Below are 26,867 nucleotides of genomic sequence, written 5' to 3'. Positions count from 1 at the left end.
CCATTCAGATCAAGGGAGTCATTATACGAGCCCTAAGTACCAAGAACTTTTGAAGCAAAAAGGGTTAGGTCAATCCATGTCTAGACGAGGAAATTGCTGGGACAATGCGCCTCAAGAGTCTTTTTTTGGCCACATGAAGGACCATGTTGATCATCGTAATTGTTCCTCATTAGGAGAACTACAACGAGAGATTGACCGTTATATTCGCTACTACAACAATAATCGATATCAGTGGGGATTAAAAAAGATGACACCTGTGCAATACAGGAATCATCTATTGTTAGCCGCCTAGACACAAGGCTTTTTTCAAGTGTCCTTGACAAAGGGTCCAGATCAATCATTAATGCTAGCTTTTCGATGCTTTATTCAATTTCAACGTTGCGCCGCTCTTTTTTATTGACTTAGTATAGAAATATTTGCTTGTATTTGATTAACCAAATCACGACCTTGTAGATTCTTCTCGGTCAACGTTTTTATGATAGCCATTGTAATTCTGGGATCCTTAGTAGCGCAAATTTCCATGATTGTTGACAAGCTCAAATACTTATTGTTGAAGTTGATATCGGTTAACCCAATGTCATAGTACATTTCATGAATTAATAATTTGTATGCATTATTGTTAATTGGATCTTCTTTGGAAATTTCTTGGAGTACACACGCAACTGCAGAGTAAACAGTAACGACCGTTTGTAATAAAATGTTTTCATTTATTACTTTAAATTTTTGCCAGAAAACAGCAAACGCATATTCCTCCGAATCATGATCTGCATAATGCACCAAAAGTTCCGTGAATTCATCGTCAGTCATGTTCGTAGCTTGAAGTAGAATGCGAGTGTATTGACTAATTACAATTTTAATGTTATTGATGTTGTCCTGGTCTGTAGGTGAAGCATCATCAAATCTCATAATTAACGGTTTGATAAAAAGACCCAAGGAATGAATTAACTTTTTGGTCGAAATGGTTGTTTTAATATCGCTCATATTTTCCTCCTAAAAGAATGTTTACTAGATTACTTTACCACTTTTTCTCAGTGGGATTTTAAATAAATATAAAAACTTGGGAAGATGCATTTTCTCCATCGAATCATACATAATGCAATTATGTATGATTGAGCAAAGGGCGGTGGCAGGTATATGGGAGTTTTAGCGAATTTCTTGTTTGAGGTTGCTAGTGTGAGGAATTGATTCAAGAGATGGTTTTCATGATTACAGACGATAAAGCAAATACTGATTTTATCGTATCTGCTTCAGTGACAGTTGAAAAGAAACAAGAAATGATGAGTACCGAATAATACAAAAAACTCTCAGATACACTCTCAGATACTTATGAAAAGCTTAACTGAATATAAATCGCTATGGCAATATCATAGATTGTCTCTTCTACGTATGGATAGTACGTTTGATTGGCTAGAGTGAGTCTGTAAAATAGATTGTGTAAACTCCTAAACCTATTAAAATGGAAGTATAGAAAAGGTTGGGGAGAGCACAGGTAGCGGCAGGGATATGTGAGTTTCTGTCGAATTTATAATACGTTTAACCTATTTTATTACATACAATTTATAGAGGATTGTTTAGAACCTCCACTTATTCACTTGAATGGGTGGAGCTTCATTTTACTCCATTAATAAGAATTAAAGTGCTAGGAGAAAGTCTAATGATGTAAAATTTTAATTATATTAAATTAATTCTCATTTTTTATAACATAGATTGTGGAGGGACTAATGTGCATTCTTTTAAGGTAGTATGGATTGCGATTCAAGTTATAGTGTTTCTGGGTGCTGCTATTTCGTTGGGTTTATTAATAAAGAGAGAATATAAGATCATGAAAAATATTTTACCCGATTTACAATCTTTGAATAAGAGTCAATCCTCTTCTGACCTTGATCAAGAAGTCAACAGTATTCTTCATAAAGCGAATCCCAAATCTAAATACTCTATCCAATGGCGTAGATATTATGAGAGGGTAACTCAGAAGAATGTTGACGAACGGATACGTATTGAGCCATACCTGAGTTCAGATGTATTAGTTTATCACATAGGTTATCGTGCTTGGACAGACGTTATTGGCGGCCTTTGCGTTAGTTTAGGTGTCCTTGGAACGTTCATAGGTCTTGTCAGTGGATTATCCCATTTAGATTTAAATTCAACTGATTCTTTAAAAACCAGTATACATAGCTTATTATCAGGCATGGAATCAGCATTCTACACTTCAATTGTTGGTATTGCTCTCTCCGTTATTTGGACGGTAATGGATCGTGTAGTAAGTGGTCGAGTCGAGTCTATGATTGACATGCATGCTGAACGGTTTGATTTTCTTTTGAATGCTGACGACGAAGAGCTTTTCTTGAATCGCCTTGAAAAGGTTTCTAGAAATCAGGCGGATCATCTAAAAACGCTGCTTACGGATGCACTGGAGAAAGCGATACAGCCCATCGCCAATCAAATACAAAGCTCCCAAGCTCAAGTAGCATCTGCATTTGATCAACTACACGAGCAGTTTCACGGTTTTAGAAACGGTATACAAGACCAAACAAAATTGTTAGAGATACAAGTACAGCATGTTCAAAATCAGAGCTCTGATATTACTAAAAATCTTGTTGATCAAATAACCGGCGGTACGGAACAAACGATTCAGCAATTCAGTCAATTGATTCAGGAAACGCAGAGTATGCAGTCCCACATGCTAAAAACAGTTGAACAAATTGTAGAATCGTTCAAGAAAACTGAACAAAGACATGCAGTGGCGTTAAATCAATTTGGTCAGATGACGGATCAATTCGAGAAGGTTGTATCGGGCTCTGAGCAAATGCACAGCAACTTTAGTCATGTAGTAGATAATATCGCGACCTTACAAGATCAGCTTGCCGAAATGCAGGGTATTCAGCAGAAGCTGCTGCCTGAACTTATGGAACTTCGCTCACAAACGAATGATGTTGTCATTGGTACTCTAGAGAAATCAGAATATTATTTGAATAGTGTGGAGCATCAAATTACTCAAATGCAAAACCACTGGCAGGATACGAACGAACAGATGAAAGCGACAAGAGAAGTACTTCATGTATCTGTGAAAGATTTTGCTGAGAATATCGATAGTGGCTTAAGCAAAACATATAGTCATTTTGATAATACCCTAGCCAAGGCTATGCAGAATTTGTCGGGCAGCGTAAACCGCATTCAAGAGATTCAGGAGGAACTAATGGATACCTTCGAAGACTTAGTCGATATTATCTCAAAAATTAAAGAAGTGAGTGTAGTATGAGAAACGCTAAGCGGGAGCAAGTAAATTGGTGGATGTCTTATGCGGATCTGATGAGTGTCATGCTGATGGTTTTTGCTCTCATATTGACTGTAGTTGTCCTCGATATTCAAGAGTCAACGGAGCAGAAGGAAGTTGCCGAGCAGAAAGCACAGCAGATTCAAGAGCAGAAGGCAGTTGTCGAGCAGAAGGCACAGCAGATTCAAGAGCAGGCTAAAACGAAAGCTAAAGAGATTGAGCAAGCTATTGGATTGAAAACAGAAATCATTAAAGAGTTAACGGATTACTTCCGACAGTCCAATATGCAGATTGAGATTGATCAGCAAACGGGTGCTATTCGATTTCCGGGAAGTGTATTGTATGACTCCGGCTCTTATGTCGTCTCGGATCAAGGGAAGGCATTTCTTAAAAGCTTTATTCCTAAATATATGGGTATCCTGCTACAGGACCGTTTCAAAGATAAGGTTGCTAGTATTATGATTGAAGGTCATACAGATAACAGTGGAACCTATATGTATAACATGGAGCTTTCGCAGAATAGGGCCTTTTCCGTATTAAAATATATTTACAGTGGTGAGTTTCCGAATTTCCCACAGCGAGATTCATCCCAAAATCTAGTAACCTGTAATGGCAGGAGCTATAGCCAGCCTTTATATGATAGTCAGGGTAACATTGACCAGGAACGTTCGCGGCGGGTAGAATTTCTATTCCGACTAAAGGATGAAGAGGCTTTTCAAGCTATTGAAAAGTTGGTGCAGGATAAATGAAATATGAATTTGTCCCTAGTCAGCTACAGGAATGGAACATTCATTTTGAGAAAGAAATAGGGACGGGTCTGAAAAGTCGTAATTTAGACCTGTCCAAATACCTTGGCAATCTTGAGCAACTGCATAAAGCTTTCAAAGAGCTAGCTCATCGTGACGAGAAGGAATTATTTCAACGTTGGGTAAAGCAGTTGGATCGAAGAAAAAGGCTTTTACTACCCTTTCTCTTAGAAGACGAATTACATCCGGAATGGCAGGAAGAACTCGTTCACCAAATTAAAGAGCAGATTGCTCGTGAACATCGTACGTTCAGGTTCATTATTGATGCTTTTTATCAAATCTGCCAGCTTGATCCTTTATGGGAGCTAGCCAGGCTTTCTTATGTAAAGCATATTAAAAAACAAGAGAGGCGTATGGATGAGGCGGGGAGGGTTCGTTGGAGAGAGTACTTGCTGAATCAGAATCCCATTGGATACTTAAGTTCAGCTGTGCTTCAAGAGGGTACAGGGTTTACAACATATCTCCAGAACTTTTATTTGAGTGAGTATACTCCGTTTTATAAGGCAGTTTTTTATGAAGCAGTTAAGGAAGCGAAAGAGCCATTTTATCATAAGGAAGAGGCCGTATTTCGGAGTGTATTTTTTCAAGCAACGAATCAAGAACATCAGCATTTAGCGAACCACTTCATTCGAAATTGTGACTTGGATCTTGTAAGCTCCTTAGCTACATTGTTGTACGACCAACTAAATACCTATCGACAAAAGCCGCTTCTATGGCAGTTTGTTGGGCAAAATGAAAAGGATAAGTTCGCACAATGGATCTTGCGTAGAGAATTGAAAAACTTTTTTGCTGGCGTGAACCAAGAGCACGAACGATACCAATATTGGGAAAAGTTTATTGGTAAGTTAAAACATGTTGTGGTATTAAACGGAGATAGGACGATCTTGATGTATTTTTCAGATGTCGTGGTCATGGAAGTACTGGGAAGCGGTGCGGTTTATGTGTATAGTATTGCGACGTTTGATCAGTACTTTCAACCCAAAATTGATGAAATGAATTCACAGAAAGAGAAAGCAAAGACCAACCCTTGGACGCATGTACGTGAAGTAAGACGCAGTGAGCTCATGGATAAAAATAGAATTGTTCATGAAGGCTGGCTCACGCATAATGGTGGTTGGCAAAACAAATTTGACAATTGGCTCCGCAGTCAATTAGGTTGGGAAGTGAACAGATATGTTCTTCTTCAAAAAGAAACAAAATGAACTGCATACCTCAGTAATTCCGATAGAATCAGGTATTCGCATTGCATTTCATGTTAGTGATGGTAAACAAAGGGAGGACTTGATACCGCCGCTTACTAAAGATCAAATAGAGCAGCATTATCGATCCCAAGGATTTAACAAATATATTGCATGGGAAGAGTTATATGACTCTGGTGCCCTCATTGAAGGGGTGCTACCTTATGATACTTACTATGAGATGTTGAATGATCCGGAAGGTACAGAGGTATTGTCTACTGTTAGCTTACCTACACAAGAGATGCAGCTCACAGGTGAATTAAAGCTTGATTCCTTACCTGCTGAGGCAAAGCTGTCTATGCATCTTATGGAACAAAGCGGTAAGAACCTCGATCGTATTGGAAGAAACTACGGGGCTATTTACGAAGTGGAAGGACAACTACATTTGCTCCCACGTTCCGTTTATGAATTGAAAAAGGCCTTGGCGTATGAATCTTACGAAGAAGCCTATCAGAAGATTGCTGTGTGTCAACGACTTGCTAAAGAAGCCGGGCTGAACCTTGACTCTTTCTTAGTTAAAGAAAAATATCACGTCATAGATGAATATAATTTGAACATTAAGGTTCATAGCAACGAACACATTGAATTGATTCCAATTGGAACGTCGGAACGGGAAAATGACACTTTACTAGAGAAAAAGCCTCTAAAGAGTTTTGCAGATGGGGATGAACGAGAACGTTTTGTTCGTACCGGTAGGATCAGTGAGGATCTTTCCAAACTATTTACCAAACGTCATATTACAGGCGAGGATGTTCCTCTTTTTTTAGAGAACCCCGCGGCTGTATTGCCTGAACATAACTATTTGTTTGATCTGGATGCATTTTCGGATAGGGTAAGAGGCATCCTTCCTATTCAAAAAGTTCGTCAGCGATATACGGAGGGAGGAAAGTTTGATTGGTTTGACCAAGAAACAGGAGATATTCTTCCTCTGGATGAAGCATTATTAAAAGACTTAATGGAACAAAATCCGAATCAACAGTATGTTAATTATCAAGGAAACTGGATTTATCTGGACCCGACGCTAAGGAAGCTACTTTTAGAAAGTAAAGATCAAGAACAGCCATTGGCCAAAACAGGATACTATCTGGATATTATTGACAATGAAGAAGTTCTTGATTATTCCCTTGAAGCCAAAAAAGCTAATAATCCAACACTGTACCCTTTGCCCGGAGGAGTCAAGGCTGATCTTTTCGACCATCAATATGAAGGGTACCAATGGTTGTGTCAACTAGAAGAACAAGGAAGAGGCGGGCTGCTGGCGGACGATATGGGGCTTGGAAAGACTATACAAGTCATAAGTTTTCTTCTCAAGCAAAAGGAAAAAGGCAAATTGTCTCCAACGTTGTTGGTCTTACCGATTGCACTAATTGAAAATTGGCAAGTAGAGATTAATAAATTTGCGCCTGAGCTGTCGGATAATAATTATGTGCATCATGGAAGCAATCGTCTACGATCTTCCGATCTCATTGCGAAACATAATTTGATATTAACAAGCTATGATACATTGAAAACAGACCAGCTGATTTTTGGGAAAATTCCTTTTCAAGCTGTGATCTGCGATGAAGCGCAAAATATTAAGTCTTACTCCAGCCAACGTTCCAGAGCCTTACGTGCGATGCAAAGTGATTTCCGATTAGCCATGACGGGAACTCCTGTAGAAAACGGATTGGATGAATTATGGTCTATTATGGATTTTGTCCAGCCTGGGTGCTTAGGATCCTTGAAGGAGTTCAAGAATAAATATGAAATGACTCAAAATTATGAGGGGCTGTTGCGAGCCATTAAGCCCTACTATATGCGTAGAACTAAGAAGCAAGTACTCTCGGATCGATTACCCAAAAAGCTGGAACAACGGCCTATTTATGTGGAAGCTTCCCCCTTGCAAAAATCGATTTCTAACAGCATGCTTCAGACTAAAGAAACAGGGCAAGTTGCTATCCTGAATATGCTTACTAAGCTTCGTCAATTATATGGTCATCCCGGGGCAATCATCTCGAGTTATGAGGCTCTAGAAGATCTACCAAAACTGAATGAAGTTTTATCCATCCTGGACAGGGTAAAGAAACTTGGTGAGAAAGCCATTATCTTTACGGAATTTCGTAAAATTCACAGTATACTGAAAAGAATATTAATGCAGCGCTATGGGATATCTGTACCTATCATTGATGGAGATACTACTAATAGACAATCGGTGGTTCAAATGTTTAATCAAAATCCGGGCTTTGGGGTCATGCTGTTATCCCAAAAAGCAGCCGGTGTTGGTCTAACAATAACAAGCGCTAATCATGTTTTACACTACACGAGATGGTGGAACCCTGCGGTTGAGAACCAAGCCACCGATCGCGCTTATCGAATAGGTCAACAAAAAGATGTATATGTCTATCATATTATTACAAAAGATCCAACTAATTTTCCGAACGGAACTGTAGAAGAACTCATGCATGAACTTCTGGAAAGTAAAAGGGAGCTAGCTGAGAATGTAATTGTTCCTTTCGATACATCTGAAATTAAACGACTTCTCATAGAGAAACTGGCCCCTAGCGAGTAAAGAAATCCGTGGAAGGCGCTGGCGCCCGCTGCCGAACCAGTGTATTTTAGTTAAATAAAGAGGAGGCTACCGAAGCCTCCTCTTTACATTCAATTTTAATTTTTAACAATGATTTCTTTCGTTTAAAGGGTTATCTTCTTCTTTTATTTTCTCAAAGCATTCTTCGCAAAGGTCAAATTGGTAAATTTCCTTTTTTTGACCACAACCAAGACATTCTTGTAAATCTTCATTTTCTAATGTCATAAACATTCCTCCATATAATATTTCTTTTAAAAAAATTAATTCTCTGTAATTGCCAAAATTCCTTCCTCATATAGTGCCTGATAAAAACCCTTGGAGCGGTGTGCAAATCGAGCTCTAATTGGCGCTTGATAAAAGGAGACGCTATTCGCGTCTCCCTTCTATGTTTGTATTCATTACAGGAGTTATTCAAGGCACTTTTGGCAGGAGCTGGAACGGAAGTAGTCTATGAATTATATTATAGACTGAGATTCTTGCAAAGGAAGGTCCCACGATGGAAAACATGTACACGTCCAAAATTGCCGAAATGAATTATTTGAATACGGGAAATACCTTGAGATACCGTCCCATCCTGCGTTATTTTTATGAGCAGCATGGCTACAGGACACAGTTAAAAGTCGAGGACATTCTCCAGCATTTAAAACAGTTTGATGACTTTGATTCCTACACGATTGATGAATTAAAGAAAGATTTAGATGTGCTTGAAAGTTGGAAAAATATCACCACGCGACAAGAAGCAAATGACTATTACACAATTGAGGAATTTAAATCTAAACGGTTTAAATATCAAGCAACGCATTACACCATCCAAATCGAACGATTTTTAGAAACCCTGGAGACAAGTAAAGCAGACTTTGGCGGCGGTTCCCTCGATAAAACGTTGTTCGATCGGATTATGGAGGCACTAAAGCAACTACACGCGATCGAAGTCTCCATAGAACCAGAAGAGGTTTACCGCAGATGGGAAGACCTAATGGAATATTTCCGAAGACTCGACCGAAAAACAAGCGACTATCTCGCTCACATTTCTTCGTTTCAGGCGGAGGATGAAATGCTCAGCGAAGCCTTCTTGGTCCGCCGGCAGGATCTATTGAATTATTTGCGAGATTTCGTGCTGGTTCTGCAGAAAAAAATACCCCAGCTCCAGCACATGATAGAAGAAAAATTTCATGAAGAATGGATCGGCGAAATCATTGAAATGGTGGCAACATACCAGTTAACGATTTTCCGTTTTGGCGAAAAAGTATCTCCGGAAGCAGTGAAAAAAAGGCTGCGCGATGAATGGACATCGATGTTTATGTGGTTTTGTGGTGAAGAAAGTGATGCCAAAAGCGTTATGACGCAGACCGGAGAAATTATCCGGAAAATGTTACGGTTTGCAAGCCGTCTTATGGAAAGTAAGCAATATTTACGCAGCCGTAAACAGGAATTCTGGGATTTAGCTCGGCATTTTTATGAGCTCGGTAACGATGAAAAAGCACATGAGCTGGCATCGCTTGTGATCGGCGTCTCCCACACCAAGCATTTTGCTTGTGATGAAAATGATAACTCGGGAAGAATTGAGAGTTTCTGGGACATTGATCAAGAGCCAATCGAACTCGGCTCTCGAAAACCAGGTTTTCGCTCCAAGGGAAAAATTAGCGGTATCGCGAACAACAGAGCGCAGCAAAATGAAATGCTAGAAGAATACATGCGGCAACAGGAAGAAATTAAGCAAAACTTCTTGATGCTCATTCAAAACAACAAGATCGAGCTGGAAAAGTTACCGGTTTTAACAAGACCCCAGCGTCAGAAAATTTTAGAACTTGTAAACCGGTGCCTGCATGCTTCAGAACACATTGGACGTACCGAATGGGGGCATACGTTTAAATGGGCTCCTGGTGACGGTAGCGTAAAAGTGCAGTGCCTTGATGGGGAGCTAGTCATGCCGAACGGATCACTCCTTTTACAAAACCTAAGCAAGGGAGCTAGTGCCGTATGAAGACTGAGGATGGATTAAAGAAGGCATCTAGACTATTGCTAGAACAGTATTGGATTGTCAGGGAAGAACAACAGGAAGAGTTTGATCTGGTGAAAAAGTTTGAGCCGCAGTTGAAAATCTGGTTTCGAGAAAAACTAGGATTTGAATTAGTGGTGCACCGTAAAATGTTTGCGCGCCTCGAGAAAATTCCAGCTGTGGCAAGTGAACATATGGTGTTGGAACCAGATGTTTTCAAAAGCTCAATGGACTATACGATTCTCTTTTCACTCTTTGCCTTTTTTGAAGGGCGCTATGATGAAACGTTCTTGATCAGCGATTTTTGCGAAGAGCTCCGAGCCAATTTAGGGGAGCAGGATGAGAAATTTTTAGAAAAGCACCGGAATCGGCTAAGCTTGATCCGCGTGTTTAAATATACGATGCGAATGGGAATTTTAATTCATCGTGACGGGGATATTGATGCATTCGAAAAAGAAGTGTTGTTTAAAATTCCGCCGATCGCCCGATTCTTCATCCGGCAATTTCCTTGCGCGGTCAGGGATGGTCTTCAGAACCCAGATCTTTTCACCGGGCTTCCTCCGAAAGAGAGAAGGCAGCGTATCTACCGCACGCTGCTACTTGAACCTGCGCTGTTGTTCTCGCGTCAAGAGCCTGAAGATGTCCAGTACATCAAAAAGCAGTTCCCGGTGCTTAAAAAAGATCTATTCATACACACGCACTTCCAAGCAGAGTTTTATACCGAGGGCGTCATATGTGTGCGACGCGATCCGGAGGGAAGTACTATGCGTGATTTTCCAGCAGACTCCTCCATCTCTGATCTGGCGCTGCAACTTGCAGAGTGTCTTAAGTTAAAGTATTTGAACAGTGACATTATGCCGGACGATGCAGGCAGTATCACCATGAACCGTTTCGATTGGGAAGAAATGCTGCTCCAATTGAAAAATGAAAACAGCTCTTATTGGAAAACGGACTACGCCGATTTGAAGCTCGAATCCTTAGATAAGGAAATTACGAGGTACTTGATGAGTTGGGGAATGATTGAACGACCTGATGCGCATACCGTGATTATTGCCCCGCATGTCGTTCGCGTCACCGGAAAAATTTATCTTAAAGGAGAACAAGTGAATGAAGTGGAGACCGAGTAGAGCGGCGTTAATTGATTTTTGGGTATTTGACTACCAAGAATTTCATTTCAGTGATGGCAAAATGCTGCTTCGAGGCGAGAACGGTTCGGGGAAATCAGTAACGATGCAGAGCCTGTTTCCTGTCATGCTTGATGGGAATATCTCGCCAAAGCGACTGGATCCGTTTGGTAGTAGAGACCGTAAAATGGACTACTACGTACTTTTTGAAAATAAAATGGAAGACAGGACGGAGCGCACAAGCTATATCCTGCTCGAGTTTGAGAAACCAGGTGAAGATCGGTACATAACGCTCGGGATGGGGATAAACGGAAGAAAGGGTAAAAACAAACTCGATGTCTGGTATTTCATCGTCAACAATAATACCCGGTACCGTCAAGATTTTGATGTGATCCGTACCCGGACGAATCTGGAAGGCGAGCCGGAGATGGTCACTTATCAAAAAGCGGAGCTCCGGAAAAATCTCGGCGACGGGGTCATGCACTTTGACGAAAAGGACAAGGAGCAATATGCGACGACTGTCAATAAGTTGTTGTTCGGCTTTCCGTCCATGGATGTATTTCAAAACTGGATCGAACTTCTGGTTCAGCTACGAACACCGAAATTATCGAACGCCAAGGACATGAACTTTAAAGCCGTATATGAGATATTAAAGAAATCCATGCCAGGACTCACCGATGACGAGCTACGCGTGTTGATTGATTCCATTCAGCACATTGATAACATTCATGACGATGTCCAGGCTAGCACCGTGATCTTGAAATCACTGCAAATCATTGCAGAAGCCTACAATAAATACAACTCAGCGGTGATCAGAGAGAAAGCAAAGCAATACACGGAAGTCTATAGCCGTGAGATCGAAAGCAAGAAGAAACTCGAGAAAATAAAAGCAGACCAGATTAACATCATTCGCGAAAAACAAGAGATGGATCAAAGAATCATCGAGTTAAGCAATGAGGAAACGGTCATCTTAGCCGAAAAAGAAATCTATGACGATCATGAAGCGCTCGGACTCCTCGAGAAACAAGAAAGGCTTGAGAAAGAACTGAAGCTAAAAAGCCAACAGGCGCAGGATAAAACGAACCAATATCATGCTGAACTTAAAAAGAAAAAAAACGGAATCGATGCTCGGGATCAAACCCAAACCGAGTTGGATGCGGTTCTGAGAGATTTAGAGGAGACCCAAGAAGAAGCGGCGGAGTTGGCTGAAGAAGGCGACTACTTGGAGCATAACTATTACGTCCAGCAACAGTCACCGGATTACAAGGCTTGGATCCAGAGCGTTCAAAACTACCAGGGTGAGCTAAACGCCGCACTTGAGAAATTAAGTTCTCTGAAAGCAAAGGAGCTGCGACTTAAAGAGATTTTGGATGAACGTGCGGAATATCAAAAAGATTTTGATACTGTCACCGATGATTCACGCAAGTTAAAAGAAGAATTGATTGGACTGCAAGAGAGATACATGCAAGAACTTTCATCGTGGAGAGCGAGCGTACGTTCACTTTCTCTAGACGATGACCAAAAGAAGGAGCTATTTACTTTGGCTTCGATGATTGCGGAGGAACGTGGCTTTGATTCCGTCAAATCGCTCATCACAATCGTCGCCCGTAAACAAGAGAAGGCACTCGTACAAAAGAAGTCCGAGAATAAGCAAGCGCTGAACGATTGCGATAAGAAGCGCATCGAGGTTAAAGCAGAACTCACCCGGTGGCAGCAAATGATCGATCCAGAACCGGCTAGAAGCGCAGGCGCTGATGCATTTCGCAAGTCGCTTCGCCATGCAGGTGTACCACATGCACCGCTTTTTGCCCTGATTGATTGGAAAGAGAACGTATGTTCTAAAACGCGTCTAGATTTGGAGTCTGCCCTTTTCGCCTCCGGGCTGCTTGATGCGCTCATCGCGCCATCCCTGCAAGGGAAAGAAGTTCTTGAAGACTGCGTTCTGCAAAGTACAGATGAAATTATACCTCAAGGGTCACTGCTCGATTATGTCGTGATCACGACAGGTAAGTCAGGGATTAGCGAGGAACAAATATCCAGATATGTGTCTTCTATATCCGTCAGTGAAGGTGGAGAGGGACACACGATCATCCTTCCTGATAAACAGTACCGCATCGGTGCCTTAGTTGGACATGCTCAAACGGTCGATCAGTGTTATGTGGGAAAAGCAGCTCGCGATAAACTGAGAAGTAAAATGATTGAAATGCAGCAGAAGTTACTTCAGGAGCAAGATGAAAGCTATACGTTATTGCGCAGCGAGCAGGATCGGCTACAGCGGGAACTATTTCAAATTGCCGAGGACGAAAAACAATTGCCTGTCCCATCAGACATTCTAAAAGCGCTGCAAGCAATCGCAAAGCTTCGCAGTAAATTGGACAGTCTACAAGAATCACTCGATAACACCCACCGGCAGCACAGCCGCGTATATGATGAATGTAGGGTCATTCGAAAAGATCTTCAGAACTTAAAGCTTACTATCGAACTAACTGTGCCTGGGTGCAAAAATGCTATCCTGGCGACTCAGGCATATGTAAATGCCGTGCATGATATCCAAAACAAAACGATTCGCCAAGCGAATTTCCATTCCAATCTGATCGCTGAACAGGAGCGCATCGATGAAATTGAAGATCGCATCATTGAAGTACGCGGTGAACAGATTGAAATCGACGCTGACATCGCAGCGATTACGGGTAACCTTCAAGCACTTGAACAGCGGCTGAATGAAGTCGGCGCCGATCTAATTCAAGAGCGTATCAGGGCCATCGTTTTTAGGTTAAACGAAATAACAATCATTCTCCGAAATGCTTTAAAACAATCGGGTATATTGCAGTCGAGCGAAGAGAAGATAGCGATTGAAGTCATTGATGCTCAAAATGAACATGCTCGGTGCGTTCAAAATACGGTTACTGCAGAGCAAATTCTTAAAGAAGAACTTACACTCCCGATTCACGAAGACATCCAAACGGATCTCCTTTCGTTTGCGAAATCTGTTGGGAACCGTCCTGGTACAAGCAGTGAAAATGCAGGGGTTGAACTCAACAACGTGCTACTGCAGGAACGTTTGCTTGACTATCCATTTGAATTAAAATTGATGTTTGAAAACCGAGGCGGTTTGATTGCCCAACGGCGGGGGCTTGATGTGGCAACGGGAGTCGGAAGATTGAATCCGAATGAAGCGGTTAAAGAGGTATCTGAGAAGCTTGAGCAGTTAAAGATGTCACTTAGCGAAGAGCACCAGCGATTGTTTGAGGATATCATTTTAAATACGTTGGGTCAGACAATTCGTGAAAAAATAACAAAAACCAAGCGCTGGATTGCTAATTTGAACCGCGTTATGCAAAAGCGCAACGCTTCTATTTCATTCCGGCTGGAGTGGAAGGGGAAAAGGGCAGAAAGCTTGGAAGAACTGCATACAACTGAACTCGTTGAACTGTTGATGGCAAAACCCGAGCTTCTAAATGAAAGTGATCATGAGAAGATTGCTAAACACTTCAGGGCACAAATTGATCGCGCACGGGAATGGGCGAGCGACGAAACCGCAAGCATAACCATTCAAGACGCACTTCGTATTCTTTTGGATTATCGCGAATGGTATGATTTCAAACTGGAGTGCTATAAAGATAACAAGTGGGCAGAAGTGAACAAAACGTTCTTAAATACGGCCTCCGGGGGTCAACGGGCTCTGTCCGTATATGTGCCGCTGTTCTCTGCACTTCATGCATGTTACGAAGGAGCCAATGATGACGCGGCAAGGCTTGTTACATTGGATGAAGCTTTTGCCGGTGTTGATGACCGGAACATTACGGAAATGTTCGATTTGATTGAGGAAATGGACATCTCCTATGTACTTACTTCTCAGGCGCTCTGGGGAGATTATCCGACCGTAAAAAGCTTATCCATTTCCCATATTTTAAGACCGCAGCATGCCAACTATGCTAGTGTCGCGCAGTTTTATTGGAACGGAGTCGAGCGGGTTCCGTTAATGTCTAAAGAGGTAGAAGTTAGTTTTGATGAGCAGCTCGAACTCAGTATATAAGGAGCGGTTAGATTGAAAAAAGAAGCGGCAGCTTATTTTCAACGGGATCCCGGATATAGCCGACTTTTTAAAGAAATGATTCGGAAAGTGAAAAGACACGGTAGAATCGGCGGCGAAGTCATACTAAAGGAACTCTCTAATGAAGAAGTAGCATCCATCAGTTCATTCTTTCGCTGCGATGTGCCAACTGATTCCTATTCCGTATCTCTTCTAAAGTTCGAAGCGATGCTTCTGAGATCCGCTTTCGGCAGCGTATCTTTGAAAGAGTTGTTAGATGAATATGCAGGCGAAGAGATCATTTCAAATAAAAGTGCAAGAGAGAACAAACGTAACGATCGCGTTGATTTTTTCCAAAAGCTTTCAATGCGCTTTGATGACGCTAACTCCAAGGCTATTCTGGAGAGTTTGCCGGGATCTTTCCTACGGATGTACGAAGAAAGAGGGGAAGAGGCGCTGCAGGATTTTGAGCCAATATTTATTGCCTTTTCCCAGCTTCCAGTTGAGGGATACGAGAGGTTGCCGGTTTTTTCCGAACGGGTAGCCGGCGATCCTCACGCGTTCGACGGGGATCGATACGGGAGGTTACTAACAGATGGGCTGAAAGTTCTATTTGAGGCACTGGACTCGGTGACGCTAGAAGAAGAAGTGGAGCTCTACGCAGCTGCCGGACTGCTGAAAGACGACGTTCATAATTTCGTAAGCGCTTCGGGTTTAAATGCATCGAATTTTTCGTATTGGGAGCAGGCGCATACTGAAGGGGCGATTCTGAATGTGCCACTGCGCGAGGTAATAAAACTGGATTCAGTATCTCCTATTATAGGAAGTTGTGTGTTTGTAGTTGAAAATTCTGGTGTATTTTCGGCGTTGCTCGATCAATTTACAGATGTGCTGCCACCTTTGGTATGCCTGCACGGGCAGCCTAAACTCAGTTCGCTTTTGCTGCTGGATAAACTAGTCAAAGGCGGTTCAACGCTGTTCTACTCAGGAGACTTTGATCCGGAGGGGCTCCTTATCTGCGAGCGTCTTTGGAAGAGGTTTGGGGATCGACTCGTACCATGGCGTATGAGCAAGGAGGATTACGAATTTTGCAAAACGCATGTTCCGCTTTCGCCGCGCAGACTATCGATGCTGAAAAACATTCAACATCCTATATTAGGTGGGGTCAAAGAGAGAATCTTATATAATGAGAAGGTTGGATACCAGGAAAAACTATTGCGTCATTTGATTCAAGATATTTTGAAAAAATAAAGTACAAGTAATATATACAAATGTAGTAATCAAATGAAAGCCATGACATTAGCAAAAATCATTGTCAAATGAAAAACAAGCGCCGAGGATAGAAGAGGTTGTTTTTTCATTTTGGACTCTAGGGACATAGAGAGTCATGATTTAACTCTAGCTAAAACGGTTATTAGTCTATTAAAAATGGAAGCAATCAACTTGCAGCATTCGAAGAATCAGCAAGTAAACTGAATCGTACCGCTGCTGCATGCGGATTCTAATGGAATAAAGACTTACGTACTCATTACGATACTGAGATAATGATACTAAATTTTTTAGGATGAATCACAAGCAACAAAAAAAGAATTATTTACAGCAATATCATCTGTTTCAGAACTTCGGGGAATCTGTCTAACCGGGGAATAAAAAAGCCATTAGCCTGCTGATTCAATTCTAGCAACAAACTTAGAAACTTTATTATGTTTTATTAAAAAACAATATATTGTCCTTGTACCACCCATCTTAGAAGAAGGACTAACTATTAGAGGAAAAAAACTTCATGAACACCACGAGGAGTCTAGAGAGCCTTTCGAGGAACGGGAATTTGCCGATTACCACCTCTACTCTCTGTATGAACCAACGACACTGAAGAATGAGCAGTCCAAGCAAATTAGGCTGTTCCAAGCAGATAATGTTCCTTGCCATGTATATTATGAATGCCGAACGGGTTGGAAACGAGCGAACATAATAGTTGCCTTCGAAAATAACGAGAAAAGCCACATGGGCTTCCCGCTGCCAAAAGGATTGATTAAGGTATATCAGGAGGATCAGGCAGACGGCCAGAATGAATTTATTGGGGAGGATGCAATTGAACATACGCCCCGAAATGAATCTATCTCTTTAAATATCGGGGAAGCATTCGATCTTGTATTCGAACATCAACGTAAGGAGCTGCAGCGTGTCGACCGCGGCCATACAGCTGAAACGCACGAGGTTATCATTCGAAATCATAAGAGTGAAACCGCTCATATCAAGCTATCACACTATATATATCAGCGCTTTTGGAGGGTGTCGGATACGTCACATCCATATACTAAGAAAGGATCGAATACGGTCTCTTACAATATTGACATCCCTGCGGGAAGTGAGGTTATTGTCCGATTCACGTTGGAAATGGATGAGAAGCAAGTCTTATTTTTGGAATAATTTGTTGTCTTCAAGGAACCGGAAAAATGAAATGATCGCGATTGACGGGATCGGGGGCAGAGTCCTTATATTCGTACCGTCCAGGAATGACCCTCCCCAGTTTGATTCATAACAACTGTCCTGACTCACTTCGGTGGATGAGGGCTTTTTTTGGGTTTTTTGGGCATAATTCCATGGATAAGGAGGTGAAATTTGATATGGCAAACGAAAAAGAATTGATTAAGCAGGCACTAAATGCTGCAAATACTAATGCGGAAAACAATAAAGAGCAACAATTGTTAGTGCAGTTGTCCTCGGAATTGGAGAACTCCGAATCAGACGTAACAGTTCATCAATCGATTGACGAGTATAACCATATTTAAAAAAAATGAAAAGACCCCGCTGGATTCGGTTGACAGGCCAAAAACGCCAGTGGTTTCAATATCTGCAAGAATTTATTGTACGAAGATATTGGGAGCAAGCTGATGTTGTTGACATTGAAATATAAAGGTAACAGTATTCGAAAGGCGGGGTTGATTTGTTTTGTCGCACCGTCCTTGGTACTTGATAGAGTAGACGATTTGGGCCAGCTCAAGAATTTGAGTTGGTTATACCACATCAAAATTTGTGCACTTGACATTTCTTTTTATAATGTCATAATGAAATTATCAAAACGACAATACGAATTACACATTAGCAGGTGCAACAATGGATATCATCGAAAACGAATCAAACTACACATCTAATAAGTACCGGACTCCAGACGGTGCCCCAAGCGACATTGTCATCTTCACCATTACCTCTACTGAAAAGAATACAGCTAAAAAGGCTCTTCCTATACGGGAACTGCAGGTCCTGCTGATTCAGAGGAAAAAATGGCCGTATGAAGGACAGTGGGCCTTACCCGGGGGGTTCTGCAAAGAGTCAGAAAGTATGTACGAATGTGCGCTACGGGAGCTTCAAGAGGAGACTGGCGTGACGGATGTTCATATGGAGTATTTTAACGTATACAGTAAACCGGGACGTGATCCAAGAGGATGGATCCTCTCTCACGCTTTCTTCGCGTTAGTTAATGAGAAGTGGTTGGCTAAACGGCGTGCTGACGATGATGCAGCGGATGTGCGCTTATTTCCTTTAGAGGAAGCTCTTCGAATGGAGTTGGCCTTCGATCATAAGGAGATATTGATGGACGCTCTGAAGGAAATCCGCGATAAAATGCTCACGACGACGATAGCCAAGGAATTTCTTCCTGAGGAATTTACGATTAGCGAGCTGTATCAGGTGATCCAAACCGTTGTACCGGATTTTGAGGAGAGGAACTTTATTCGCAAAATCACTTCCACCCAAAGCCGCAAAGGAATTATTGAGGAAGTAAAAGACCGTAACGGAGAGCCGAAGCTTTCTAACCGCTACTCACAAAGAGCAGCTCAGTTATACTGTTTTACCGATCTAACGCCGCAGCTGTCCATTTACAGCTAGGCGCTTATCTTTTATCGATTGATATTGTCATTATAACATTATCAATAAACCTTTTTTAAGGAGATGGTACTTATGAGGGCCTTGATTGTGATCGATTATACCGTTGATTTTGTTGTGGGGAAGCTCCCGTGCGGACAACAGGCACTTGATATTGAAGAACGAATCACGGAGCTTGCCGAATCTTTTGAAGCAGCAGGAGATTGGGTAGTCATGGCGGTGGATCTTCATGATCAGGAGGACCGCTTTCATCCCGAGTATCGCTTATTCCCACTGCATAACATTCGGGGGACGGAAGGCCGATCACTCTATGGCAAACTGGACGGAGTTTATAAGCAGCATCAAGATCGGATGTACTGGATGGACAAAACTCGTTACAGCGCATTTTGCGGAACTAATCTCGAACTTCAGCTACGAGCCAGAGGCATACAGGAACTGCATCTCGTCGGAGTATGTACAGACATTTGTATACTGCATACCGCCGTTGATGCCTATAACAAAGGATTTTCGTTGGTGGTTCATACCGATGCGGTAGCGAGTTTTAACCCGCTTGGCCATGATTGGGCGTTAGGACATTTTCAGAACACGCTAGGAGCGACACTTTTTAAGGAAAATCAGCCAGTCAGAATCTAAAATAAGAGGGAATAAAATGACGTGGGATAATCTTACGCTCCATACCATCGCAAGCAATTGGAATTGTTTTGGCCGGAATACTTAAGAAAGCTGAATCCGGAATCATACCCCGTCGATCTGAGCGTCGCCGTGTGGGAATTAAAGATGAGCCTAATTGAAAAACATCGGATTTAAGGAGGAAGCTACTATGAAAAAGGCTTGGATTTTACTGGTATTATTCATCTTTATGGTGGCAATCGCAGTTTACACTTCATCCACGACACTTGAAATCGTTGCAACTACAACAGGATTGTTGAGCGTCTGGCTCACAGCCAGAGAAAATATATGGGCATGGCCGGTAGGGCTGATCAATGTCGCGTGTTTTTTCTATATGTTCGGGGAAGCCAAACTTTATGCGGATATGACGCTACAGGTGTTCTTTTTCGTCTTGAGTATTTACGGTTGGATAATTTGGCTGACTAAAAGGGAAGGCTCCCAGGTTCGCCCCACCCGAAAAATTACGTTGCGACTAGTACTGATCCTAAGTTTTCTACTTGTAGCAGTAACGCTCCTTTGGGGATTTGTTCTAAAGGCATATACGGATGCATCCATTCCTTACGCTGATGCCTTGATAGCTACCCTTAGCATCATCGCCCAGTTTTTGCTTTCATCCAAAGTGTTGGAGAATTGGCTTTGCTGGATCGCTGTAGATATCATGTCCATAGCTATGTATGCATACAAAGATCTGTATGCCGTAGCCTTTCTATACCTCATCTTCTTCTTTATTGCTATAGCCGGATATATTTCATGGAAACGGGAGTTACATCTTGCAGATCGGAGGAATCCCGTATGTCCCAACGTAAAGCAGGCCTGACACTCGGGAAGTTTGCACCCCTTCATCGCGGCCATCAATTCATGATTGAGACTGCCATTCAGGAAATGGATGAAGTGGTTGTTGTCATTTATGATTGTCCGGAAACGACCGATATCCCTTTGAATGTCCGAGCGAATTGGATCCGAGTCCTCTATCCTCAGGTACAGGTCGTCGAAGCGTGGGATGGTCCTTTGGAAATTGGCGATACTCCTGAGATTAAACGAATGCATGAGGAATATATGCTAAAGAAGCTGGAAGGGAAAAAGATCACCCACTTTTATTCCAGTGAATTTTACGGTGATCATATGAGTGTAGCTTTGGGGGCAGAGAACCGTCAGATCGATCCTCAGCGGCAGCGTGTCCCAGTCTCCGGCACCCAAGTGCGGAATGCACCATACGAGAACAGACATTATCTTAGCCCGATCGTTTATAAGGATATGATTACTAAAGTCGTATTTCTTGGAGCACCATCAACAGGTAAAACAACTTTATCATCCTATTTGGCTAACCACAATAATACTGTATGGATGCCGGAGTATGGCAGGGAGTATTGGGAGAAGCACCAAGTAGAGAGAAGATTATCGTTAGGGCAATTAGAAGAAATTGCTGAGGGACATTTGGAGAGGGAAGATAACCTTGTGCAGAACGCGCGTGACGTTCTCTTTGTCGATACAAATGCCATTACAACTTATATGTTTTCTCACTATTATCATGGATCAGCAACCCTCCGACTGTCACAAATGGCAGTGGATGCGGCGTCACGGTATGATCTTGTTTTTGTTTGCGATACAGACATTCCTTATGCAGACACTTGGGATCGTTCCGGAGATGTTCAGCGGCTTGTGTTCCAGAAACAAATTATTGCTGATCTTAAAATGTGGAAAATCCCTTATTTTTTACTAAATGGGACGCTTGAAGAGCGGGCTGAACGGGTGGATAAGATTCTCAAGCAGTTTCGTGAGTACCATAAAATTGGTGACTTATTGACTCAAGACAATGGAGGGGAGTGATTGATTTGTTATTAAACCAGAACGATCTTTTCGACAAAATCAAAGGCGGGATGTACGGAGTTGCTGTAGGGGATGCTCTGGGAGGAACAACAGAATTTATGAGCGTCCGGGAAATAAAAGCCAGGTATGGTTATTTGACAGAAATGATAGGTGGCGGTGTTTGGAGATTAGAGCCCGGAGAAGTGACAGACGATACTATGATGACGTTATGTGTTGCAGAGGGCATACTAGAGAATCCAAAGAATCCACTAGATTCAATCGGTGATCGGTTTATGAAGTGGTATCAATCCAGGCCCAAAGATATCGGCAATATTATTCGGCATACGTTTGAAAGTTATGAAGGGAACTGGTTCGAGGCGGCATTACTGACGGATCTAGATATTGGCCAAAGCGGGGGAAATGGCTCATTAATGCGATGTTTGCCGGTAGCTCTTGCGTATACGGAATTGGATGAGATAGAACGAATATCCCATATGCAATCCAAAATGACCCACTACGACGAAAGGTGCAACGAAGCTTGTGTGATCTATAATCGAATTGCTTTTCGGTTGCTTCGAGGAGAGGAAATAAAAAGTTCAATCCAGCACGAAGTGATAGGGACGGATTATGAAAGTATTCTTACATCCTCGCCGAATTGCGAATCTAGCGGATTTATAGTTCATACTTTTCGATGGGTTCTCCACATCTTGCTGGATTCCTCCGGGTTTAGCGAAGTGGTACAACGAGCGGCCAATTTGGGCGGAGACTCCGACACGATTGGAGCAATAGCCGGAGGGCTAGCTGGTATTTATTATGGATACGAGCAGATACCATCAAAGTATGCAAAGGCGATTTTGATCAGAAGTCGTTTGGATGAAATCGCATCACGGTTATATTGTCTTCGATAGGATTGTGATAATCGTTTTTGACCAAGGACGTGATTTATATGAGAGGAGCTTTCGGTATTTATTTTATCTCAGCTTTGCTGCTCTAGTATAAGGGTATGAAGAACACGATCCCTATCATGCCCTGTAGGTCACTGGGGTTCAGCTAGTATATTTGAAACGCTATGAACGAGAAGTCTTTTTTATTGATTGGCATGAATATAACAGGAAATGCCGGCGTGACTTCACTCCCTTATTAATATTTTAAATTGCCAGCCCTAGTTGCAGTTGAATGAGTTGAATGAATGGAAAAGTCACCGTGTCCGTGATATGATACAAATAGTATCATTAAATGCTTATCGTTGCATTGGCTTTGTTAATAGATAATTATCCTCCAAAGGTTTATCTTTCCCTCGCTAAAATGGCACGAGCCTAATTCAGTTTTAGTTAATTATGACTATGTTGGTCCAAAAAGCAGACCAGAATGGGGGGTGCAACTTTCTAAGAAAAATTTATCAGTACTCGATGAATTTTTAATGAAGTGGTAAATGAGCTTGCCTAAAAAACCTAGGCAAAGGAAAGACTAAACAGGCTAAACAAATTCATATATTGGTTTATGCCGATCATCATAAGGTGTTTGTTCAGTCAGTAAGTGATTTAGTGGCGGCTTTAGCATAAGGAAAAATATATATTTTATTGAAATAAGTAGGAGCAGTTTTATTAGGAGGAGATTTGGTGATCAACAATTTGGAAATTATTAACGTAGCAATTGAAGTTGCAACATACGCTCATCGTCATCAGTATCGCAAGGGAACTGATATACCTTACATTTCCCATCCTTTTGCGGTCGGAATGATTTTAGCCCAGGCTGAGTGCGATGTGGAAGTGGTTGCCGCTGGGATCTTGCACGATGTTGTAGAGGATACGGAAATAACACTATTAGAAATTGAGCAGCGTTTTGGTCGTCGAGTAGCTCAAATTGTCTCCGGTGTCTCAGAACCCGATAAGTCACTCACATGGGAAGAACGTAAAAAGCACACCTTAGAATTTTTGAAAACCGCTCCTCTAGAAATCCGTTTGGTGTCTTGCGCGGATAAGCTTCATAATATAGTTTCCATAAGACGAGACATGGAAAAGATCGGAGAAGCTGTTTGGAGCAGATTCAACCGCGGTAAGGAACAGCAAGCATGGTATTACCGTAACGTATTAGTAAGCCTGGGGCATTCCGGCAGGTTTAAACTATTAGATATCCTACAGCAAGAAATAGATACTGTATTTAGAACCAAGTAATGTGAAATAAGCCCATATCAAAAAAATCTCTCTACTGCAATCAACCATAGGAATGTCGTCCAAATAGATTATGACCACTGAAACCAGATACTAAGGACCTAGCGCTTTAAGATTCTGTATAAGGGGAATGTAACTTGGACAGATTGGATCGTTATGAGGTCTTATAGGACTTTGATCTTTGCTCATAGTGATACCTCCAACTTTTGGATTTGCCCGGTGAGTTCTTCCCGAAGGGATTCCCAGCCTGAAGAACATAATAAAAGGGCTTGCCTATTGTAAAGCAGCGTCTAATTCATCCCAATAAGTGTGTAAATCCCCTTTTAGTTTAAAAATACTAGCTAGTTCCGGGTTGTGCAAGATAGCTTCGTTGATTGCCTTAAACGCGTTTTTCCGAGAGCCTATATTCAAGTATAGCTGAGTTAAATTATGATATATATATTCATCATTGGGGTTGGTGCGTAACCCCTCCAAGTATGCTTGTTCGGCTCGCTTGAATTCTCCTACCGCGGAATAGTGGAAGCCCATGTTTAAAAAGGCATCTCCACTGCCTCTCTGTAATTTGGCTTGTTGTCTGAAACAGTGCTCCATCCTTCCCAGTTGATGAAATTCACTCCAATAAAGTCCTAATTGTTCCCAGAAGTATACCCGATCGCCCGTAAAAGCACCTGGATCTAACGTAAACGCCTCATCTAAAAGTTCTTGAATCGACTCCAAAATCCGCATATTGGTCAGAGGCTCCTTGTCTAACAGTCTTTTGGCCCGAGAAAGTTGCATCTCGGCCAACAAACGGTAAGGTATCCGTCCGTTCACAACCACAAGATATTCTTTATGAATCGAACTAATTATATGAGAAAACAACTGTTTCCCTCCAGAGGAAGGTAGCACCTGCAGAACAAGCCAGTAGCCATATTGTTGATTCACAACACGCTTGAAATATATCCTGCGAATTCCTAAGAGGTGAACCTTCGATGGTAGCCACCACTCCCCTGCCATCAAGGGTGTCTCCAATTTTGCATAGCGGTATGCTCGGTAGTATGGACTCGATGTTACGCCGACTTCCATTCGATCCACTAACTCCTGTGCATGTTTAGCGCTTTCATGAATACTAGGGTCAATGCGGAGCAGTCGGTATACATAAAAAGTTCGCATTTCTGAGGATGAAAATCGCAAGTAAAGATTGGGTAATTTCATCGAAATCATACTCCTTTGTTAAAGTGTTTATATAAACCATATGCTTTTTTGACCTTTTTCATAAGTTACCCTTATGAAGTAATTCTACAATTATGCTGGTAATGTCTCGTGCGATTTCTTGAAATCGGAATAAACATGCATCCTTGACAAAATAAATGAGTTACAGGGGAATGCTTCGATATTTGTAATTTTGCGTACATCCAGTCTTGCAGTTAATCGGAAATGGAATATAGAAGTCGTCGGATCCAGGAGTTGTAAGAATAGGCTTTTTGCATGTAAGTATTAAAAGGTCAATTTAATATTAGAGCGAATGGGAGATAGATGTACTTATGATGGTTACACAATTTTCAAAACAAGTAATCGACGAATTAAAATATTATGTATACATCTATTCTGACCCAGATACTGAGGAAATTTTTTATGTTGGTAAGGGAAAAGGTAACAGAGTCTTCTCCCATCTTAATGAACAGACTGAATCCGAAAAGATAAAAAAGATAAACGCAATTAGGGGGAATGGTAAAGAACCCAAAATAGAAATACTCCTTCATGGGATTGATGATGAAATCACAGCTCTTAAGGTAGAAGCTTCTGTTATAGATTTATTGGGGAAAGACCGATTAACAAATAAAGTTAGAGGCTGGCAAAGTGCTCTGTATGGTCGCATAGAAATAAGCAAATTAGTTTCTTATTATGAAAGAGAAAGTATAGAAATTCCAGAAAAGGCTATTCTTATTCGAATAAATCAACTTTTTCGGTTTGGTATGTCTGATATAGAACTTTATGATGCAACAAGAGGGATTTGGAAAGTGGGACAAGATCGAGAAAAGGTTGATTATGCATTTTCGATATTCGATGGAATTATTCAACAAGTTTATAAGATAGAAAAATGGTTTCCTGCGGGGACAACTTTCTCTACTAGAGGAGCACTAAATGACCCTGGTAGATTTGAATTTGTAGGGAAGATTGCTGATGCGGATATTATTAATAAATATATAGGGAAATCTGTTGAGCACTATTTCCCTAAGAACTCGCAGAATCCTATTATGTACTTAAATGTTAAAAGACAAAGCACTTACTATCAAATATAAAAAAACCAGAAATAACATATTTTTTTATGGTAATTTTAATTTTTTTATTTAGAGAGGTAGGAATATTTAATGACAACTGATGAAGAAATCGTTGAGTATGCTATTGATGTAGTTAAGATGTTCGGCATTGGCAAGGTTGTCGAGAGGAGTGAAATTGTTAGAGAAGTTAATTTGAAGTATGGGCGAACGGTAGGGAGTATTATTCCTTCTGACTACTGCTATAACATTATTAATAATGGAATTAAACCCAATAAACCCACATTATTTATATATAATGGTAAAGGTCAATATGAATGTGTTGGGCTAAATTATCCATACAATGGTGTAATATGGCATAGACCCAAGGGAGCAAAAGCGGAATTTCCAGTAGGTAAATGTGTTAACGGAGAGCGTATCATAGCCCCAAATAGTAATCTCGATGTTATGGACTCAACAAGTGCGTTAGGAGTAAAGAAGATCGAAAAATCAAGCACTCACAAGACTAGTCGTACACCAAGCATAAAACTTAGGTTTGATGTTTTGAAACGAGACATGTTTAAATGTTGCATTTGCGGTGCATCTCCTGCAAAAGACGCCTCGATAGAATTGCATCTGGACCATATTATACCGTGGTCAAAAGGCGGAGAAACCGAAATTAATAACCTACAATCACTTTGTTCAAGATGTAATTTAGGAAAAAGCGATTCTGTATAAATGTTAGGCAGGCTATTATAGTGAGTGTTTATCTGATTCAAGATATTGATTGGAATAAAAGAACTTATTAATCGATCGAGCCTTGCTATATATACATTTAACAGCTCTGGGAGCAATGAGTTCGAACCCCTTGAATCTCGACCGGGAAGTTTACCGAGTAGATTCAAATGGTGTAAGATGAACCACCTTGATGGTTCTGCTGCTTGTTTCACTTAAAGGAAGCATTGGGGAGGAAACGACGAGGTTGAGATTCGGGAAAATTATACTCGGTATGATTTTGTAATTGATGAAATAGGGAGTTGTTAAAATGGGCGAATAGTA

22 protein-coding genes and 1 pseudogene are annotated in these 26,867 nt (G+C 41.4%); 20 read left to right on the top strand and 3 right to left on the bottom strand.

The window, feature by feature from the left end; genetic code table 11:
* A partial coding sequence (locus tag BLT91_RS10705) for an IS3 family transposase (RefSeq protein ID WP_141224969.1) occupies nucleotides 1-292 on the top strand: 292 nt, incomplete at its 5' end.
* Between the two features lie 101 nt (nucleotides 293-393).
* Here BLT91_RS10705 and BLT91_RS10700 read toward each other — a convergent pair.
* Entirely contained in the window at nucleotides 394-981 is a 588-nt protein-coding gene (locus BLT91_RS10700) for a hypothetical protein (protein WP_090820537.1), read from the bottom strand.
* A 742-nt stretch (nucleotides 982-1,723) separates the two neighbouring features.
* Here BLT91_RS10700 and BLT91_RS10695 point away from each other — a divergent pair.
* From BLT91_RS10695 to BLT91_RS10680, 4 genes are read left to right on the top strand one after another with little or no spacing between them, the layout of a single operon-like run.
* A complete protein-coding gene (locus BLT91_RS10695) occupies nucleotides 1,724-3,259 on the top strand; it encodes a MotA/TolQ/ExbB proton channel family protein (RefSeq protein ID WP_090820535.1) in 1,536 nt (511 codons plus the stop codon).
* The gene (locus BLT91_RS10690) at nucleotides 3,256-4,023 is read left to right on the top strand and encodes an OmpA family protein (protein ID WP_090820533.1); all 768 of its coding nucleotides are present in this window, start codon (nucleotides 3,256-3,258) and stop codon (nucleotides 4,021-4,023) included. The genes BLT91_RS10695 and BLT91_RS10690 overlap by 4 nt, the downstream gene beginning before the upstream one ends.
* Nucleotides 4,020-5,282 (top strand): hypothetical protein, encoded by a 1,263-nt coding sequence (locus tag BLT91_RS10685; protein ID WP_090820531.1) that lies wholly within the window; start codon nucleotides 4,020-4,022, stop codon nucleotides 5,280-5,282. The genes BLT91_RS10690 and BLT91_RS10685 overlap by 4 nt, the downstream gene beginning before the upstream one ends.
* Nucleotides 5,254-7,866, top strand: coding sequence for a DEAD/DEAH box helicase (locus BLT91_RS10680; RefSeq protein WP_090820529.1), 2,613 nt, complete (start codon nucleotides 5,254-5,256; stop codon nucleotides 7,864-7,866). The genes BLT91_RS10685 and BLT91_RS10680 overlap by 29 nt, the downstream gene beginning before the upstream one ends.
* 102 nt (nucleotides 7,867-7,968) lie before the next feature.
* On the opposite strand, the gene BLT91_RS31470 is transcribed toward BLT91_RS10680, so the two are convergent.
* A complete protein-coding gene (locus BLT91_RS31470; protein ID WP_175532226.1) occupies nucleotides 7,969-8,109 on the bottom strand; it encodes a hypothetical protein in 141 nt (46 codons plus the stop codon).
* 304 nt (nucleotides 8,110-8,413) lie between these two features.
* On the opposite strand from BLT91_RS31470, the gene BLT91_RS10675 reads away from it, so the two are divergent.
* The 13 genes and pseudogenes from BLT91_RS10675 (at nucleotide 8,414) to BLT91_RS10625 (ending at nucleotide 23,574) form a co-directional block, all read left to right on the top strand.
* On the top strand, nucleotides 8,414-9,868 hold the full coding sequence (locus BLT91_RS10675; RefSeq protein WP_175532225.1) for a TIGR02677 family protein: 1,455 nt from the start codon (nucleotides 8,414-8,416) through the stop codon (nucleotides 9,866-9,868).
* Nucleotides 9,865-11,010 (top strand): TIGR02678 family protein, encoded by a 1,146-nt coding sequence (locus BLT91_RS10670; protein ID WP_090820524.1) that lies wholly within the window; start codon nucleotides 9,865-9,867, stop codon nucleotides 11,008-11,010. Before BLT91_RS10675 ends, BLT91_RS10670 begins: the two co-directional genes overlap by 4 nt.
* The gene (locus BLT91_RS10665) at nucleotides 10,991-15,043 is read left to right on the top strand and encodes an SbcC/MukB-like Walker B domain-containing protein (protein WP_090820522.1); all 4,053 of its coding nucleotides are present in this window, start codon (nucleotides 10,991-10,993) and stop codon (nucleotides 15,041-15,043) included. Before BLT91_RS10670 ends, BLT91_RS10665 begins: the two co-directional genes overlap by 20 nt.
* Before the next feature lie 12 nt (nucleotides 15,044-15,055).
* Nucleotides 15,056-16,291 (top strand): TIGR02679 family protein, encoded by a 1,236-nt coding sequence (locus BLT91_RS10660; protein WP_090820520.1) that lies wholly within the window; start codon nucleotides 15,056-15,058, stop codon nucleotides 16,289-16,291.
* Between the two features lie 753 nt (nucleotides 16,292-17,044).
* Complete coding sequence (locus tag BLT91_RS10655; RefSeq protein WP_090820519.1) at nucleotides 17,045-17,470, top strand: hypothetical protein; 426 nt, start codon at nucleotides 17,045-17,047, stop codon at nucleotides 17,468-17,470.
* Nucleotides 17,471-17,667: 197 nt separating this feature from the next.
* A complete protein-coding gene (locus tag BLT91_RS31465) occupies nucleotides 17,668-17,832 on the top strand; it encodes a hypothetical protein (protein WP_175532223.1) in 165 nt (54 codons plus the stop codon).
* A gap of 325 nt (nucleotides 17,833-18,157) precedes the next feature.
* On the top strand, nucleotides 18,158-18,928 hold the full coding sequence (locus tag BLT91_RS10650; RefSeq protein ID WP_090820517.1) for an NUDIX domain-containing protein: 771 nt from the start codon (nucleotides 18,158-18,160) through the stop codon (nucleotides 18,926-18,928).
* A 72-nt stretch (nucleotides 18,929-19,000) separates the two neighbouring features.
* Nucleotides 19,001-19,558: a cysteine hydrolase family protein gene (locus tag BLT91_RS10645; RefSeq protein ID WP_090820515.1), complete on the top strand. Its 558-nt coding sequence runs from the start codon at nucleotides 19,001-19,003 to the stop codon at nucleotides 19,556-19,558.
* Nucleotides 19,559-19,600: 42 nt separating this feature from the next.
* Nucleotides 19,601-19,732 (top strand): annotated as a pseudogene (locus BLT91_RS31460) (hypothetical protein); the annotation flags it as partial.
* A 13-nt stretch (nucleotides 19,733-19,745) separates the two neighbouring features.
* On the top strand, nucleotides 19,746-20,411 hold the full coding sequence (pnuC, locus tag BLT91_RS10640; protein WP_090820513.1) for a nicotinamide riboside transporter PnuC: 666 nt from the start codon (nucleotides 19,746-19,748) through the stop codon (nucleotides 20,409-20,411).
* Nucleotides 20,387-21,421, top strand: a complete 1,035-nt coding sequence (locus tag BLT91_RS10635; RefSeq protein ID WP_090820511.1) for an AAA family ATPase — start codon at nucleotides 20,387-20,389, stop codon at nucleotides 21,419-21,421. Before pnuC ends, BLT91_RS10635 begins: the two co-directional genes overlap by 25 nt.
* A gap of 50 nt (nucleotides 21,422-21,471) precedes the next feature.
* A complete protein-coding gene (locus BLT91_RS10630) occupies nucleotides 21,472-22,308 on the top strand; it encodes an ADP-ribosylglycohydrolase family protein (RefSeq protein ID WP_090820605.1) in 837 nt (278 codons plus the stop codon).
* Nucleotides 22,309-23,019: 711 nt separating this feature from the next.
* Nucleotides 23,020-23,574 (top strand): HD domain-containing protein, encoded by a 555-nt coding sequence (locus BLT91_RS10625; protein ID WP_368086790.1) that lies wholly within the window; start codon nucleotides 23,020-23,022, stop codon nucleotides 23,572-23,574.
* A 270-nt stretch (nucleotides 23,575-23,844) separates the two neighbouring features.
* Here BLT91_RS10625 and BLT91_RS10620 read toward each other — a convergent pair whose 3' ends face one another.
* On the bottom strand, nucleotides 23,845-24,765 hold the full coding sequence (locus BLT91_RS10620) for a tetratricopeptide repeat protein (protein ID WP_090820509.1): 921 nt from the start codon (nucleotides 24,763-24,765) through the stop codon (nucleotides 23,845-23,847).
* Between the two features lie 329 nt (nucleotides 24,766-25,094).
* Here BLT91_RS10620 and BLT91_RS10615 point away from each other — a divergent pair, with 329 nt between their 5' ends.
* The gene (locus BLT91_RS10615) at nucleotides 25,095-25,853 is read left to right on the top strand and encodes an LEM-3-like GIY-YIG domain-containing protein (protein ID WP_090820507.1); all 759 of its coding nucleotides are present in this window, start codon (nucleotides 25,095-25,097) and stop codon (nucleotides 25,851-25,853) included.
* A gap of 69 nt (nucleotides 25,854-25,922) precedes the next feature.
* A complete protein-coding gene (locus BLT91_RS10610) occupies nucleotides 25,923-26,546 on the top strand; it encodes a DUF7225 domain-containing protein (protein WP_090820505.1) in 624 nt (207 codons plus the stop codon).
* Nucleotides 26,547-26,867: the final 321 nt, after the last annotated feature.

The sequence above is a fragment of the Paenibacillus sp. yr247 genome, assembly GCF_900103825.1.
In the GTDB taxonomy this organism is placed as follows: domain Bacteria; phylum Bacillota; class Bacilli; order Paenibacillales; family NBRC-103111; genus Paenibacillus_E.
The sequence above is the reverse complement of the archived record's forward strand: the minus strand, read 5'-3'. Positions and strand labels throughout refer to the sequence as shown.

Bases quoted from the DNA above. Each gene is read 5' to 3' on its own strand.
- BLT91_RS31465 (WP_175532223.1), top strand. From the start codon at position 17,668: ATGGCAAACGAAAAAGAATTGATTAAGCAGGCACTAAATGCTGCAAAT.
- BLT91_RS10645 (WP_090820515.1), top strand. From the start codon at position 19,001: ATGAGGGCCTTGATTGTGATCGATTATACCGTTGATTTTGTTGTGGGG.
- BLT91_RS10620 (WP_090820509.1), bottom strand. From the start codon at position 24,765: ATGAAATTACCCAATCTTTACTTGCGATTTTCATCCTCAGAAATGCGA.
- BLT91_RS10615 (WP_090820507.1), top strand. From the start codon at position 25,095: ATGATGGTTACACAATTTTCAAAACAAGTAATCGACGAATTAAAATAT.
- BLT91_RS10685 (WP_090820531.1), top strand. From the start codon at position 4,020: ATGAAATATGAATTTGTCCCTAGTCAGCTACAGGAATGGAACATTCAT.
- BLT91_RS10650 (WP_090820517.1), top strand. From the start codon at position 18,158: ATGGATATCATCGAAAACGAATCAAACTACACATCTAATAAGTACCGG.
- BLT91_RS10610 (WP_090820505.1), top strand. From the start codon at position 25,923: ATGACAACTGATGAAGAAATCGTTGAGTATGCTATTGATGTAGTTAAG.
- BLT91_RS31470 (WP_175532226.1), bottom strand. From the start codon at position 8,109: ATGACATTAGAAAATGAAGATTTACAAGAATGTCTTGGTTGTGGTCAA.
- BLT91_RS10700 (WP_090820537.1), bottom strand. From the start codon at position 981: ATGAGCGATATTAAAACAACCATTTCGACCAAAAAGTTAATTCATTCC.
- BLT91_RS10675 (WP_175532225.1), top strand. From the start codon at position 8,414: ATGAATTATTTGAATACGGGAAATACCTTGAGATACCGTCCCATCCTG.
- BLT91_RS10630 (WP_090820605.1), top strand. From the start codon at position 21,472: ATGTACGGAGTTGCTGTAGGGGATGCTCTGGGAGGAACAACAGAATTT.
- BLT91_RS10690 (WP_090820533.1), top strand. From the start codon at position 3,256: ATGAGAAACGCTAAGCGGGAGCAAGTAAATTGGTGGATGTCTTATGCG.
- BLT91_RS10670 (WP_090820524.1), top strand. From the start codon at position 9,865: ATGAAGACTGAGGATGGATTAAAGAAGGCATCTAGACTATTGCTAGAA.
- BLT91_RS10655 (WP_090820519.1), top strand. From the start codon at position 17,045: ATGGGCTTCCCGCTGCCAAAAGGATTGATTAAGGTATATCAGGAGGAT.
- BLT91_RS10635 (WP_090820511.1), top strand. From the start codon at position 20,387: ATGTCCCAACGTAAAGCAGGCCTGACACTCGGGAAGTTTGCACCCCTT.
- BLT91_RS10665 (WP_090820522.1), top strand. From the start codon at position 10,991: ATGAAGTGGAGACCGAGTAGAGCGGCGTTAATTGATTTTTGGGTATTT.
- BLT91_RS10680 (WP_090820529.1), top strand. From the start codon at position 5,254: ATGTTCTTCTTCAAAAAGAAACAAAATGAACTGCATACCTCAGTAATT.
- pnuC (WP_090820513.1), top strand. From the start codon at position 19,746: ATGAAAAAGGCTTGGATTTTACTGGTATTATTCATCTTTATGGTGGCA.